This is a genomic window from Mucilaginibacter rubeus (genome assembly GCF_003286415.2).
Lineage (GTDB): Bacteria > Bacteroidota > Bacteroidia > Sphingobacteriales > Sphingobacteriaceae > Mucilaginibacter > Mucilaginibacter rubeus_A.
This window is the reverse complement of the sequence record NZ_CP043450.1, coordinates 6,168,268-6,181,850: the sequence shown is the minus strand read 5'-3', so window position 1 is coordinate 6,181,850 and position 13,583 is coordinate 6,168,268. Positions and strand designations below refer to the sequence as shown.

The window sequence follows — 13,583 nt, the reverse complement described above, 5'->3', positions numbered from 1 at the left end:
GTGTTTCTGCTTTGATAAGCCAATCGCAGGAACACACCCCTGCTGCCGCTCGTTGCCTTCGCACCCCCTCTCGAGAGGGGAGCTTGGTATCGTTATTTCTTTACACATAAGCCTGTAAATTTAGCATTTTATCCAGTCGCACTATCTCGTAGCCCTTTGCTTTGGCCTGTTCAATAAACAGGGGCAATACCAAAATTGTTGCGGTTCCCGTATCATGAAACAGGAAAATTGCTCCGGGGTTTAAGCGGCGGGTGATCTTTTTTAATAGTTTTTCAGGATCACTAATAACGGTGTCCATTGATCGTACGCTCCAGCCAATAGGTATCGCCCTGCTTCTTAAAATTGCTTTTTTAAGGTTGGGGTTGATCACTCCGTAAGGTGGCCTGAACAATAGCGGGCTTAAATTGATGGTCTGCCTGACCAGCTGGTTGGCCTGAAGCAGGTCATCGAGCATTTTGGCTGAAGAAAACAGATCGAACCAAAAATGATGTGAAAAACTATGGTTGCCGATAATGTGGCCCTGTTCATGAATTTGTTTTACAATAGCTTCATTGTCCTGGATCCTATTGCCGATGCAAAAAAATGCTGCCAGGGTGTTATGCTGTTTTAAAATATCCAGGATCTGAGGGGTAGCCGCGGCATCCGGCCCGTCATCGAAAGTAATGGCGATGATTTTTTTGTTTGTTTTAAGCGAACACATCACCCGCATAAAAAAGTTGGAGCCAATATAATAGCATCCGTAAAACAATATCAGCGAGTAAACAAAGATCAGCACCGGGTAACTCCACCATGATACCCCTTCTGTAATGTGCTGCCAGATTATTAACCCCAGCAGGCCAATAAAAAGGATATTGGTATTCCTGAAGTTTAGCATGCCGAAAGCAGGATTAACGAGTGGTGGATATTTTGATAGTGATTATAAATGAGCACTTTCTTTAACGGAATTTCTTCGCTTTCTGGTACAAATGAACAGGTGCCATTTTTAATTTCATGGGCAGCCAGCCACATTGCAAACGCAGAAGAGGTTGGGTATTCGCCACAGAGGGCTTTGTAATTAATCGCGGGCACATTCGCAAAATCATATTGCTGCAATTGCCCGTAAACAGCATCATTTTTTAAATCCCCGTTATTGCCGGTTATTACCAGGTCTATCTCATGGATATTGGTGTTTTGGCTTTGCAAAAAGATGCTGATCTGTTGCTTTATTTCAGCAGTATTACGCGGTTTATAAAAGCTGGATACACCATCAATTTTAGCCCAATCAGCACCGGAGGCTTCCTTGCTTAAGATAAAAAACGCTGAACCTTCGCCTGCCATGGTTCCCTTACCGGGAGTATTAAGCAGTTCAAAGTTTGAGACCGGTTGTCTGCGATATAAGCCCGTGCGCTTTAAAATGGCGTGGCTGTTAGCGGTAATTTCGTCTATGCCACCAACTAATACGTTGGAGGCCTCTCCCTCGTACAAAAGCATCATGGCATCAAGTAACGCGTTTTCAAATGATGCTCCGCCATTTACAAATGTGTTGTTGTATTGATGGCATTGCAGTAACAATGCTATCTGCGCGCTGATGGTATTATGAGTTGATTGGATGAACGCGGTAGGGGCAAGCGCTTCTTCGTTTTGCTGCACCATTTTACCCAGGAAAGTATTGGTATCTTCCAAACAGCCATAAGCAGTTCCGGTGATGATGGCATCGGGTATTTGGATCCCGGCTTGATGCAAACAATCCATTCCGGCGGCTACGCCCATTTTAATGATGCGGCTCATGCGGCGGATGAGTTTGGGATCGATCAGGGCTTTATAATCCGGTTCGATACAGCTAAGCCTGTCGCCGTTGTATTCGGCCAGGTCCTGAAGGAACGGCTGATTACCGAAAGTGTTTTGTGGCGATATATTACTTGCTGCCCTGATGTACATCGCCTATAGTTTTGAAAATATTAATGATGAACAATTGCCGCCAAACCCGAACGAGTTGGATAGTACATGTTTTATTTCCGGCTGTGATGAAAAGCGGGTTTCTGGCGTAAAGGGAAATCCTTCAATAGGAGTTTCAAAACGAAGATTAGAGTATACCCAACTACTCTGTACCGACAGAGCCGAAAATACGGCTTCAATACCACCGCTGGCTCCAAGCGTATGCCCGGTAAAAGCTTTGGTAGAGCTCATTTTGGGAGTATGCCCTGCAAACAGCTTGCTGATAGCCGCCCCTTCCGAACTATCATTATTTTGTGTGCCTGTACCGTGTAAATTAATATAACCGATATCAGCAGGTTGCAAACCACTTCTTTTTAATGCCCCTTCCATCGCCAGTAATGATCCTGTTCCCGTAGGCGATGATGCTGTTTGATGATAGGCATCATTGGCATTGTGATAGCCGCTTAAAGTACAATACAATTCTTTTTTAAGCGATGCCGCTATTCGCTCAGACACCAGTACTACATAGCCTGCACCTTCGCCGAGATTAAGGCCACGGCGATTGGCATCAAATGGTTGACAAGGCTGCTTATCCAATATCATAAGGGTATTAAAGCCATTAAGCGTAAAACGGGTTAGGGCATCTGTACCTCCGGCTATCACCACATCGAGCATGTTATTTTTGATGAGCCTTGCACCGTACATAATGGCGTTGGCCGATGAAGAACATGCCGTGCTGATGGTACTCACATAATGCCGGATTCCCAGTTGATCTGCAACTAAATTGGTAACTGCTCCACATTCGTGGTTAACTACGTTGCGTAACCTGCCTTTGGCATTATCGCTTAAAAAATCCCTGAAAAAATCTTCGGTTTTATCCATGCCGCCAACGGTATTTGCAGAAATGAAGCCTGTTCTTAAGCCTGCAAGATTGGCGATCCCTGCATCGGTTAGAGCCTCCCGTACGGCGATTAAACTCAGCATAGCCGTGCGGCTGATTCCGGGTTTAAATCCCGACAGTTCCGCAAGCTCATCATTGCTTAGTTTAACCTCGCCAACCGGAAATTCATCCCGGTGTTCGGTATCCAGGTACCGGATAGGGGCAATGCCCGTTTTTTCCTGTTCAAGCGACAGCAGGTTTTGAGCCACAGTATTACCTATGGCCGAAATTACCCCTAAGCCGGCTATAAAAACAGGTTGATCCATTGCTTAGGCGTTCGGGATCTTGTTACTTTCAATAAACTCGGCAATGGTACGTACCGAACGGAAGATTTTCGGGCCGTCCTCTGCATTGGAGAGTTTTACTTTGTATTTCTGCTGCAACAATACAATTAGCTCCAGCGCGTCTATCGAATCAAGTCCCAAGCCATCACCAAAAAGCGCCTGATCATCACCGATATCCTCTGGCTTCACATCCTGTAAGTTCAACTGTTCGATGATCTGCTCTTTCAGATCGGCTATTAATTTATCCATTTGCTGTACTGTAAATTTTATTAATATTTTCTGTTGTGAAGTCCATTAGACTTCGTCTTTAGTATCATCTGTTATTTAATTCATTGCCGTTGGTTTTAACCAACGGAGTATTTATCCGGAACAAAAGGGCTTTAGCCAAAATACCGCTTTAATAGTGCGGCTAAAGCCGGGGTTTTTCAGTTCTTTTTACCGTTGGTTAAAACCAACGGCAATGAACAGCTTTTCTATGCTTACCGCATCGAAAAGTATCGAATTTTCTTTTTCGTCTTTCTCCACCAAAAACAAAACGGCTTTATAGCCTGTGGCAGTCATTTCCACCCAGCCGCAGATGCAGGCTTGTAGTTGCCCTGGCTCCAGTAAAACCGAAACATAGCTGCTTATGAAATCGGCATTGAACCGCTCAAAAATATAAAAAGCGTTTTCGCCTTTAAAATGATGACGGATGCAGATCTCTCCAATAACAATATTGGGCAAGGTATAAACAAACAATGCCGGACTTGCAATATCCTGTACCGACTCAAAATACCGCTTATCGGCATCAAGGCTCGAACTTGCATTGGTTAATACCACGCCGATGTCAGTCGGTAAATATTTAACCTTATCGAAATCCTTCAGCAAAACCTCGGCGGCAAGCCAGCCCAGTTTTGACAGGTTATCCATTTTATAAAACTTGGGATATTTTATCCCAAGGTGCTGGTAAACCGACAACAAAAAGGCGGGAATATCACCCTCTATACCCTCAAACACAACTTCGCTATTATAACGAACAAGGTTATTGCTGATACTACAATGGGACGATATGTAATATTGTTCCGGCAAAATTTATTCGGCTTTATCGGCTGCTACCAGATCCCTTAACGTAATGGTGCGGGCCAGTTTATGTAATGCTGTTTCGTGATTTTTAACATACGGGTTATCCAGGTCCCAAACATAACCAGCCAATACCGAGCAGATCTGACTTTTAACAAGCGGGTCCTGGTTGTCTGCAAAAAATATGGTATCCAGCACGCCCTCATACCATGAGGTAACATATGAGCGGAAGGTATTTACACCCTGCATCATATGCTGCATGTATTCTTTGTCCCAATCCACGGTTTCTCCGTTCAATTTGCGGATCACCAGTTTGGCTGCTGTCTGGCTCGACACCGTTGCCAGCGTTACGCCTGACGAAAATATCGGATCAAGGAACTCCGTAACGTTGCCCGTGAGCACAAAGCCATCGCCATAAAACTTATCAGTAGTGGCCGACCATGACTCCAAAACCCTTGGCGCAAAGACAAACTCCACATCCTCAAAACGCCCGGCAAAGTAAGGCTGCGACGCGATTAAGCCACGCAGAATTTCCTCGTCGGTACCTTCGTATTGTTTAAAAAACTCCGGATTGCCCACAAAGCCAAGCGAGGTAATGCCGTTGGCAAAAGGGATGATCCAGATCCAAACGCCGGGCTGATGAACCACGATGGTAATGCGGTTTGGCTCATCGGCCATTGATCGTTTTTTATCAACCGTATGCACGAAAAGCGCTTTGCGTGGAACCTGGGTTGACGGCCTGTCGAGGTTAAACAGTTTGGGGATCACCCGGCCGTAGCCGCTGCCGTCGATAATAAAACGGGCGGAGATTTCAGTTGGGTTACCCTCTTTATCTTCAACAGTAGTTACCGAATCCTGACCGTTAAAAACGATGTTGGCAACGGTAGTTTCGTAATGAACAGGCACACCCATCTTTTCGACTGTATCGGCCAATGTTTTATCAAAATCGGCGCGGGGCACCTGCCAGGTCCAGTTCCAACCGGGAGTGAATTGATCGGCAAATTGATAATCGCAGATCTTGCTCTCTTTCACAAATTTGGCACCTGCCTTTTGCTGAAAGCCTTTTTCGCTTACGGCATCTACAAAACCTGCTTCGGATAATGCTTCCATGCAGCGTGGCAGTAAGCTTTCGCCAATTACAAAGCGGGGGAAAAGCTGTTTCTCTACAATTTTTACCTTAAAACCTGCCTGGTGTACAATGGATGCGGCTACCGTTCCCGCCGGACCGGCACCTATTATCAATACGTCTACCTGTTCTGTATTCATGTTATGAAATATCCTGTTGTGATTTGGTTAAAATTATAGCCGCGTTACAGCCCCCAAAGCCCGATGCTATTTTAAGGCAATTGCTGAGCGGCTTTGACATCAATTGACTGCAAACATTTACCGGGTTAGCATCGCCCTGCTTGCTAAAGCCCTTTGTTGGTATAATAGTATTTTGCCTCAGCGATTGCGCTGAAATAATAGCTTCTATCAAGCCCGAAGCCCCTAACGTATGCCCATAAAATCCTTTCAGGCTGTTGAGCGGAACATTTTGCAAACCCGCCAGCGTTACGGCCTTTGCTTCCATTTCGTCGTTATAGAGGGTCGCGGTGCCATGGGCCGATATAAAACCAATTGCTTCCGGCTTTAAGCCTGCCGTATCCATCGCTTTATTGATGGCATAATATAATTCCTCGCCGGTGCGCGATGGGCCTGAAATATGGTTGGCATCGTTGCTCACCGCACCGGAAACTAATTCAATAGCTTCCCCTTTGGGTTTTTCAGCTGATAGAATAACAGTAGCCGCACCTTCGCCTAGGTTGATCCCATCCCGGTCGGCATCAAAAGGCTTGCACAAGCCTGGACTGACAGCCTGGAAAGATTGAAAACCAGATAATACAAATTTTGAGATCACATCGGCCCCGGCAACAACAACATGGTCGTATTGCCCGGATTGGATTAACCGCATTCCGGTGATCATTGCAGCTAAACCCGAGATACAGGCATGCGAAATAACTATAGGTTCATTTACAAAACCAAAATGCCGGGCTATTTTTTTTGCTGAAGTATGCAGGGCAATGCGCGCATCTAATTCCGGGCTTGGTTCTTCAGTTTCCAACAGCCTGATATTGCCTTTGGTGGTAGAAATGATCAGAACAGCTTTTTTGTCGGATATATTTTTATCGACTCCATACAAGATTTCGGTTAACGAAGCGATAAGGAGATGCTCGAATTTTGTCCAGCACTCATCAGTTTGAAAATATCCTTTTTCAAATAACGATGCGAAAAAAAGCTCATCAGACATGGTTTTATCATAATGTTGCCTTACGCCCGTAATGTCGTTAACCAAGTGCTCAAAGTTTTGCGCAGTCGTAGTGCCCAGCGGCGAGGTAATATTATCGGCAACAAGGAAAACCTTCTTCATCGTGGAGTTGTGTTATATCAATCCTTGTTTTTGTTTCCAGTCCAAAAAGAAATCCGGATTGGTGAGTTGTAGTTCAAAATTTTCGCGGCGTACAAATACCTGCACGGTTGAGCCTTTAACGATCAGCTCGCCGGTTTGAGCGTTGAGCAGCCGGTAGGTGAAATTGATCTTCGCCGATTCGGTAGGGGTATAGCTGGTTTCGATGATCACCTTATCCTCGTAGCGTAAAAAGCGTTTATAATCGCAGTTTACGTTAACTATAGGTACAACATAGCCAGCGTTATACACATCCATATAACCCAGGCCATATTGCTTGCCGAAAGCCTCGCGGCCATCTTCAAAATAGCGGATATAGTTGCCATGCCAAACCACACCCAGCATATCCACATCGCTGAATTTGACCTCTATTTCGATAGTATTTATTAAAGATTGCTGCAAAACGCTATTGGCTTAGTATCTTTTGAAAAGGTCGAAATCTTTACCAAAATCTTTCAGGATCTCATACCATGGGTGTGCCCAGTAATTTTTAAAGCCAAAACCAAAGCTGCTGCCGGTACGGTATACGGTGTACAGTACGGTTTTGTCGTTCATATTAACGAAAGTTACCCAGGCGCCGGCTTCTTTACGGCCTTTGTCCATGCCCTCAACAATCAGCAACATACCAATACCTTTATTACCCATGAAATCGTAGTTTTTAACCAGGGCATCAATGTCTTTTTCGGTGAGTACTTTAAAGTCGTTAGGGTTGGTATCAAAAAAGTTTTTGGTAAGCGCGTTGTTCACCTTTTCGGTAACGTTCATGGCAAAATGAACAGAGTCGCGATGCACTGCTTTGGCCGGATTGTATTTTTTAGGTTCGATGATAAAGAAATTGGCCCAGGCCGGGATGTATTTGCCAACAAATTCGGCATTGATCACCTCGCCTTTGTAAGCAGCCTCCGAACCAATGAATTTCATCTGCGAAAAATCCAGTCCCAGCCAGGTAACGGGTGTTTTTTTGTCGAAGACTTCTGCCTTGGTTTGGGCTGATGTAGGTTTTAAGAAAGCGGTTAGTAAAACTATAAGTAAACTCAGTTTAATTGCGGTTTTTTTCATGGTTGATATTATTGTTGGGGTTGAATAAATATTTTCATTTCGCATTGGGCCAACGTACAGCCTTTGCAGATAACTCTTCCTTTGATGATGGTAACGTCAAAAACCTGGTTCTCAATTTTTACTTCGGTTGCTATGATGTCGCCAACTTTTGGCAAAGCAAAAACTTCCAGGTTTTTTACAGCGCCAATAAAGCCTGGTTGCACAGGTTTGCCCAATTGCTGTGCGGCATATCCGGCGCCTGCCGCAGCCGTTTGGGCAATGTTCTCCACCAGGCCGGCTTCGCTTAGTTCACCGTCACTTACCAATACATTTTCTGATAGTATCAGCAGCGAGGTCAACGTGGTATTATCAGATGAAGACACCAGTGTATCAACCATCACAAATGGTGGGCGTTGCGGAATCAGGGATAAAATATCCTGTGTTGGTAAGATCATTGCCAAAAATTATAATAGTTGTACCACTGTTCGGGATACGTTTTTACCTTATTTTCAAAGCTGGTGATAAAATCATCTGCAAGCTGCTCCATCCCTTTACCTCTTGGTAAATCTGAATAATCTTTTACCGGACTCGAAAAAAAATGATAGTGCAACGCGCTTTCTTTAAGGGCGTAAACAAATGTTACCGGCACTTTAAATTTTTCGGCCATTACAAAAGGGCCTGCGGGAAATTTCGCATCCTCACCTAAAAACTCCCGTGTTATGGTTTTATTGCCCTCGATATACCTGTCGGCGTGCATGCAAACCAGTTCATTGTTCTGAAACGCCGCATTGATCCGGAATATGTGCGACAGATCATTTTTGATCACAATGATATTTATTTTCCGCTCGCCGGTTACCGAATCCATGTACTGTTTGATCTGCCTGTCCTCGCCATCAAACATCACAATGTTAATGCGGGTATTGATATGGTCAAGCAGTTCGCCTGCTATTTCCCAGCTGCCAATGTGCGAGCTAAGCAGCAGACCTCCTTTGTTCATGGCGGCTATCTGCCTCAGGTTATCTATCCCATCAAAATTAAAGGTAAACTTGTTGGGAATGCCCGACATGATCACCACCTTATCAATAATACTTTGCCCAAACAGGTAGTAATTACGATAGAGCTTGAATATTGATTTTACCTTGCCGTAACCGAGCCGCTTATGGAAATAGTAATACGTGCCTTTGGATGTTTGCCACGAAAACAGGAAGTAGTAAAGCGCTACAAACCTCAGCATAAAATAAGCCGGCATTACACCGGCAGTTTTTAAAACGCTTACAAAAATGCGATAGCCAAGGGTGTTGCCTTTAGACTTTCCCTGCCAGGCGGGCATTATGCAAGCTCCTTAGGTTGTACGCGTGATACTACGTAATCGTAAAAATCCTGGAAGGTAACAATGCCCGTAAAATCCTCGGGTTTTACTTTGAACCCAAAGTTGCTTTCAATCACAACAACAAGGTCGATATAATCAAGGCTATCCAGGTCGAGGGTCTCTTTCAGGTTTGCTGTGGGTACCATTTTATCTGCATCAACCTCAAATTCTTCGGCCAGGAAGCTGTTGATTCTTTCAATGATCTCTTCAATTTGCATAATGGCTGGTTTAAATATACTTTTTAATAATCAGGGACGAATTGGTGCCGCCAAACCCAAACGAGTTTGACAGGAATGTATCTATATTTTTCTCGACGGTTTCGGTAGCGATATTAAGCTTAGCCGAATCTTCATCGGGGTTTTCAAAATTAATGTTGGGTGCCACGAACGAGTTTTGCATCATCAGCATCGAGTAAACGATCTCGCTCGCGCCTGCCATCCAGCATTCATGGCCGGTCATGGATTTGGTAGAGCTTACTAATGGCTTATAATCGCCAAAAACCTCGTCGATAGCCTTGGCCTCGCTTGCGTCGCCGGCAGGGGTGGAGGTAGCGTGGGCGTTGATATAATCAATTTCAGAGGCCTGTATACCGGCATCCTTCAGCGCCATATTAAGCGAGCGAACAGGGCCTTCAACCGTTGGGTTTGAGATATGGCCCCCATTTGATGAAAAGCCGTAACCTACAATCTCGCCCAAAATGGTAGCCCCCCTTTTCAGTGCAGAGTCCAAACTTTCCAGGATTACGGTAGCTGCGCCGCCGCTCGGAACCAGTCCGTCGCGGTCACGATCGAACGGGCGAGAGGCTTTGGCGGGATCTGCTTCGTGTACCGAAAATGCCGAAAGCGCGTCAAAACTGCCCATAGAATAATGGCTCAGTTCCTGCGCGCCGCCGCAAATGATACAATCCTGCATGCCGCTTTTGATCAGGTGATAGCCCATGCCTATAGAATGCGAACCGCTGGCGCAAGCCGCGCTGATGGTAAAATTAACCCCGCGAAGCTTAAATATGGTAGCCAGGTTCATGGTAACGGTAGAATTCATGGTTTGAAACACCGCACCTGAACCAATAAGCATGGTGTCTTTTTTCTCGCGAATGATATCAGTAGTTTCAATAACAGCTTTGGCTGTGCTATCGTTACCATATAAAATACCCACATCGGTTTGGGCGATGTATTCAGCGTCGATACCGGCCTGCTGTAATGCTTCGATAGTGGCTATGTAGGCGTATTCGCCTTGTTCGGGCAGCATAATGCGAGCCCGGCGGTCAAGCGTACCTTTCAGGTTGGGTTTTTCAACCGCGCCGGTTAAGCCTGAGCGGTAACCAAAATCTTTACGGATAGCATCGTATACAATGCCTGAACGGCCGGTATAAAGGGATTCTTTAACTTCATCAAGATTTTTCCCAATACACGAATAGATACCCATCCCTGTTATCACAACCCTATTCATATTTGAGCAAAAACTGATAATACATAGTCAACAAAATATGATAAAAATACAAAAAAATTAAACTTCAATGCTTTTGTATGTATCGCGTTCCTTTAGTGTTTCAAATATAAGCGGTTAAAATACCTGTATGTTAATAGCTTATAATTAAGTTAATATTAAGAGTTAATTATTCTAAATCAATTTGCCACCGCTCGGCTCCAGCCGAGTGGTAATTATTTCCAGGCCTCTGGCCTCCTTTGCTTCGGCGGCCAGAGGCCGCTTGATAGTTGCCACTCGGCTGGAGCCGAGCGGCGGCTTTTTTCTTGCAAACGAGCGCAGGGGCAAAATATGTCATTGCGAGGAGGAACGACGAAGCAATCGCATGCAATACAGAGCGGATCTGCTTCCGTGCGGTTGCCACGCTTCGCTCGCAATGACATGGTTTTTGTTTGTTTTCCAAGCGACTTTTATCCGCCCCATGTCCCTCGGTTGCTTTCTTTACGAATACAATCCCCCATTTATCGAAAGCACCTCGGCAGTAATATAAGCGGCTTCCGGCGAAGCCAGAAAACCTACCGCATGGGCAACCTCCTCCGGTGTGCCGAATCTTTTTAGCGGCACCATCGCTTTCAATTCCTTTTCATCAAGCCCGGCAGTCATATCCGTAGCTATAAAGCCCGGGGCTACAGCATTTACTGTTATACCCCGGCGACCAACTTCCTGCGCTAATGCCTTGGTAGCACCAATAACCCCCGCTTTGGCGGCCGAGTAATTTACTTGTCCCGGTAAGCCTTTCAACCCCGAAAGCGAAACCACATTAACAATGCGACCGTATTTTTTAACCAGCATGCTGTTTAACACCAGACGGGTAACATAAAAGAAACCGTTTAAGCTGGTGTTCAGCACGCCATCCCATTGTTGGTCCGTCATCCACATCATCAGGCCATCGTCTTTAACGCCGGCGTTGTTTATTAAAACTTCAATGTACTTTTCGGTATTGGTTTCTATCCAGCTACCTAATTTTTGTTGGATATCGTTCTTGTCGGCCACATTAAATTGCAACAGTTCTCCATCGCCGCCATTGGCTTTGATCTCGGCGAGGGTGTTGTCGGCTTCATCAATGTTGCCTTTATAATTAACAAGCACATAATAACCCATGGCGGCCATTTTGTAGCAAATGGCCCTGCCAATTCCTCTTGAGCCGCCGGTTACTAATGCACATTTCATATGATATTTTTGGTGTTAAAAGGTTTAATAATTCAGGAAATAAGTTCGGCCGATTCAAAATAGGCTTTCACTTGTTGCAGGTCCTGGTATTTGGGTTTATCCTCAATAAATTTAGGAAAAATAGCCCTTAAGTCTGTATAAACTTTGTTGGTTTGGTTTGATAGCCTGTTGGCGCAATCAAGATAATCGACGGCCTGTAGCAGGGTCATAGCCTGTATCGCCAATACCTCGAAACTATTATCGATCACCTTTTTGGTTAATAACGCCGCGTTACAGCCCATGCTTACAATATCCTGGTTATCATTATTGTTTGGGATACTGTGTACGTACATTGGGTACGAAAGGGTTTGATTTTCGGCAACAGTTGAGGTGGCCGTAAACTGCATGCCCTGCATGCCGAAGTTAAAACCGAGCACCCCCAGGTTTAAAAACGGTGGAAATTTCTGATTTAGTTTATCGTTGAGCAGGTAATTGAGCTGCCTTTCGGATAACATGGATACGCGGGTAACGGCTATTTTTAGTTTATCCATCTCCAGCGAAACATAATCGCCGTGGAAATTGCCACCGTGAAAAATATTATGATTTTCATGATCGATAACCGGGTTATCATTTACCGAGTTAAGCTCATCTACAACCACATGTTCGGCCTGGGCAATGGTGTCATAAACCGGACCGAGGATCTGTGTAACACAACGGAGCGAATAGTATTCCTGTACCTTATCCTCAAATACTTCCTGATCGATATTTTCGGGATTGTACAAATGCTCTGACCGGCTGCGGGTCATTTGGCTGTTTTTCAGGATTTCCCTCAGTTGTGACGCTACAGCGTTTTGCCCGGTATGGTGTTTTACCCTGTTCAGTTCGTGTGAATAATGATCATCAAAAGCGCCCACAACCTCGTTGATCATAGCCGAGAGCATTACCGACCAGCCGAGTAGTTTTTTAGCACGGATAATATTCAGCAAACCAATCCCTGTCATGGCCGATGTACCATTGATAATGGCCAATCCTTCACGGATATGGATCTGCAAGGGTTTAATATTCAGTTGCTCAAAAACAAAAGCAGTTGATTTTACTTCACCATTGCAAATCACTTCGCCTTCGCCTATGAGTACCAGGGCAAGGTGGGCTAACTGCACCAGGTCGCCGCTGGCACCTACGCCGCCATGTTCAAATATGCAGGGGATAACGTTTTTGTTGATAAGTTCGGCAAGGAGGTTCACCAGTTCGGGATGCACACCTGAATGTGCCTGCATAAAGCTGTTAAGCCGTGCAAGCATTAAAGCTTTTACCAGTTGGGGCTGCATTAAATTGCCACCGCCCGAGGCATGACTGCGGATGAGGTTGTACTGTAATTGCAACCGGTTTTCATCGCTCACCTTATATTGTGCCATGGGGCCAAAGCCGGTATTGATACCGTAAATCAACTTATTGGATGAAAAATTGCCAAGAAAGTTAAAGCTGGCCTCTACCTTTTCGAGCGCCTGTTCGTTGGGAACAATCGCGGTGTTTTTAAAAATTACCTGGTAAAAATCATCCAGTGTAAGGGCTTTTCCTCCAACCTGTAGTATGGGCACAGCAGTTTTATTTAATAAGGTTTGATTATTCTTTTCCACAAAATCAGGGCGAAAATAAGGTAAATGTTCGGATTTGAAAATAACACAGTCACCGCCCGGCTCCAGCCGGGTGGCAACTATCAAACGGCCTCTGGCCGACGGGTATTGTATGAATCTTTACGCTTTGTCATGCTGAATGGAAGAAAATAGAGATCTGTGAAGGTAAGATAACATTAGGTGTGGAGGGATTGTCATCCTGAGGAACGAAGCATGACAAAATACTTTTTAATAAACAACATACTTCCACACAAAAATTTAACGTTTA

The 13,583-nt window shown here is 44.9% G+C and carries 15 protein-coding genes; all 15 read right to left on the bottom strand.

From position 1 onward, the window contains the following. Window positions 1–100: 100 nt before the first annotated feature. The 15 genes from DEO27_RS24745 to hutH all read right to left on the bottom strand — a co-directional run bounded on the left by DEO27_RS24745 (window position 101) and on the right by hutH (window position 13,318). Window positions 101–874, bottom strand: a complete 774-nt coding sequence (locus DEO27_RS24745) for a polysaccharide deacetylase family protein (protein WP_112568412.1) — start codon at window positions 872–874, stop codon at window positions 101–103. After that, on the bottom strand, window positions 868–1,917 hold the full coding sequence (locus DEO27_RS24740; RefSeq protein WP_112568414.1) for a beta-ketoacyl synthase chain length factor: 1,050 nt from the start codon (window positions 1,915–1,917) through the stop codon (window positions 868–870). The genes DEO27_RS24745 and DEO27_RS24740 overlap by 7 nt, the downstream gene beginning before the upstream one ends. 3 nt (window positions 1,918–1,920) lie before the next feature. Then, window positions 1,921–3,120 carry a beta-ketoacyl-[acyl-carrier-protein] synthase family protein gene (locus tag DEO27_RS24735; protein WP_112568416.1) on the bottom strand — a complete coding sequence of 400 codons (1,200 nt, stop codon included), beginning with the start codon at window positions 3,118–3,120 and terminating at the stop codon, window positions 1,921–1,923. A 3-nt stretch (window positions 3,121–3,123) separates the two neighbouring features. Beyond that, a complete protein-coding gene (locus DEO27_RS24730; RefSeq protein ID WP_112568418.1) occupies window positions 3,124–3,387 on the bottom strand; it encodes a phosphopantetheine-binding protein in 264 nt (87 codons plus the stop codon). A gap of 186 nt (window positions 3,388–3,573) precedes the next feature. Continuing rightward, complete coding sequence (locus DEO27_RS24725; protein WP_146749979.1) at window positions 3,574–4,206, bottom strand: hypothetical protein; 633 nt, start codon at window positions 4,204–4,206, stop codon at window positions 3,574–3,576. Window positions 4,207–4,209: 3 nt separating this feature from the next. After that, window positions 4,210–5,463, bottom strand: coding sequence for an NAD(P)/FAD-dependent oxidoreductase (locus DEO27_RS24720; RefSeq protein WP_112568422.1), 1,254 nt, complete (start codon window positions 5,461–5,463; stop codon window positions 4,210–4,212). Window position 5,464: 1 nt separating this feature from the next. Beyond that, window positions 5,465–6,604: a beta-ketoacyl synthase N-terminal-like domain-containing protein gene (locus tag DEO27_RS24715; RefSeq protein ID WP_112568424.1), complete on the bottom strand. Its 1,140-nt coding sequence runs from the start codon at window positions 6,602–6,604 to the stop codon at window positions 5,465–5,467. Between the two features lie 12 nt (window positions 6,605–6,616). Continuing rightward, window positions 6,617–7,042 carry an acyl-CoA thioesterase gene (locus DEO27_RS24710; protein ID WP_223818043.1) on the bottom strand — a complete coding sequence of 142 codons (426 nt, stop codon included), beginning with the start codon at window positions 7,040–7,042 and terminating at the stop codon, window positions 6,617–6,619. A gap of 12 nt (window positions 7,043–7,054) precedes the next feature. Continuing rightward, window positions 7,055–7,699 carry a hypothetical protein gene (locus DEO27_RS24705; protein ID WP_112568426.1) on the bottom strand — a complete coding sequence of 215 codons (645 nt, stop codon included), beginning with the start codon at window positions 7,697–7,699 and terminating at the stop codon, window positions 7,055–7,057. An 8-nt stretch (window positions 7,700–7,707) separates the two neighbouring features. Then, window positions 7,708–8,133, bottom strand: coding sequence for a 3-hydroxyacyl-ACP dehydratase (locus DEO27_RS24700; RefSeq protein WP_112568428.1), 426 nt, complete (start codon window positions 8,131–8,133; stop codon window positions 7,708–7,710). Continuing rightward, window positions 8,130–9,008, bottom strand: coding sequence for a lipid A biosynthesis acyltransferase (locus DEO27_RS24695; RefSeq protein WP_112568430.1), 879 nt, complete (start codon window positions 9,006–9,008; stop codon window positions 8,130–8,132). Before DEO27_RS24695 ends, DEO27_RS24700 begins: the two co-directional genes overlap by 4 nt. Beyond that, on the bottom strand, window positions 9,008–9,265 hold the full coding sequence (locus DEO27_RS24690) for an acyl carrier protein (RefSeq protein ID WP_112568432.1): 258 nt from the start codon (window positions 9,263–9,265) through the stop codon (window positions 9,008–9,010). The genes DEO27_RS24695 and DEO27_RS24690 overlap by 1 nt, the downstream gene beginning before the upstream one ends. Window positions 9,266–9,275: 10 nt before the next feature. Further along, window positions 9,276–10,496 (bottom strand): beta-ketoacyl-[acyl-carrier-protein] synthase family protein, encoded by a 1,221-nt coding sequence (locus tag DEO27_RS24685; protein ID WP_112568434.1) that lies wholly within the window; start codon window positions 10,494–10,496, stop codon window positions 9,276–9,278. 477 nt (window positions 10,497–10,973) lie between these two features. Continuing rightward, window positions 10,974–11,702, bottom strand: coding sequence for a 3-oxoacyl-ACP reductase FabG (gene fabG / locus DEO27_RS24680; protein ID WP_112568435.1), 729 nt, complete (start codon window positions 11,700–11,702; stop codon window positions 10,974–10,976). Between the two features lie 32 nt (window positions 11,703–11,734). After that, entirely contained in the window at window positions 11,735–13,318 is a 1,584-nt protein-coding gene (gene hutH / locus DEO27_RS24675; protein WP_223818042.1) for a histidine ammonia-lyase, read from the bottom strand. Window positions 13,319–13,583: the final 265 nt, after the last annotated feature.

Bases quoted from the DNA above. Each gene is read 5' to 3' on its own strand.
- DEO27_RS24720 (WP_112568422.1), bottom strand. From the start codon at position 5,463: ATGAATACAGAACAGGTAGACGTATTGATAATAGGTGCCGGTCCGGCG.
- fabG (WP_112568435.1), bottom strand. From the start codon at position 11,702: ATGAAATGTGCATTAGTAACCGGCGGCTCAAGAGGAATTGGCAGGGCC.
- DEO27_RS24705 (WP_112568426.1), bottom strand. From the start codon at position 7,699: ATGAAAAAAACCGCAATTAAACTGAGTTTACTTATAGTTTTACTAACC.
- DEO27_RS24740 (WP_112568414.1), bottom strand. From the start codon at position 1,917: ATGTACATCAGGGCAGCAAGTAATATATCGCCACAAAACACTTTCGGT.
- DEO27_RS24690 (WP_112568432.1), bottom strand. From the start codon at position 9,265: ATGCAAATTGAAGAGATCATTGAAAGAATCAACAGCTTCCTGGCCGAA.
- DEO27_RS24730 (WP_112568418.1), bottom strand. From the start codon at position 3,387: ATGGATAAATTAATAGCCGATCTGAAAGAGCAGATCATCGAACAGTTG.
- DEO27_RS24695 (WP_112568430.1), bottom strand. From the start codon at position 9,008: ATGCCCGCCTGGCAGGGAAAGTCTAAAGGCAACACCCTTGGCTATCGC.
- DEO27_RS24700 (WP_112568428.1), bottom strand. From the start codon at position 8,133: ATGATCTTACCAACACAGGATATTTTATCCCTGATTCCGCAACGCCCA.
- DEO27_RS24735 (WP_112568416.1), bottom strand. From the start codon at position 3,120: ATGGATCAACCTGTTTTTATAGCCGGCTTAGGGGTAATTTCGGCCATA.
- DEO27_RS24715 (WP_112568424.1), bottom strand. From the start codon at position 6,604: ATGAAGAAGGTTTTCCTTGTTGCCGATAATATTACCTCGCCGCTGGGC.
- DEO27_RS24685 (WP_112568434.1), bottom strand. From the start codon at position 10,496: ATGAATAGGGTTGTGATAACAGGGATGGGTATCTATTCGTGTATTGGG.
- DEO27_RS24745 (WP_112568412.1), bottom strand. From the start codon at position 874: ATGCTAAACTTCAGGAATACCAATATCCTTTTTATTGGCCTGCTGGGG.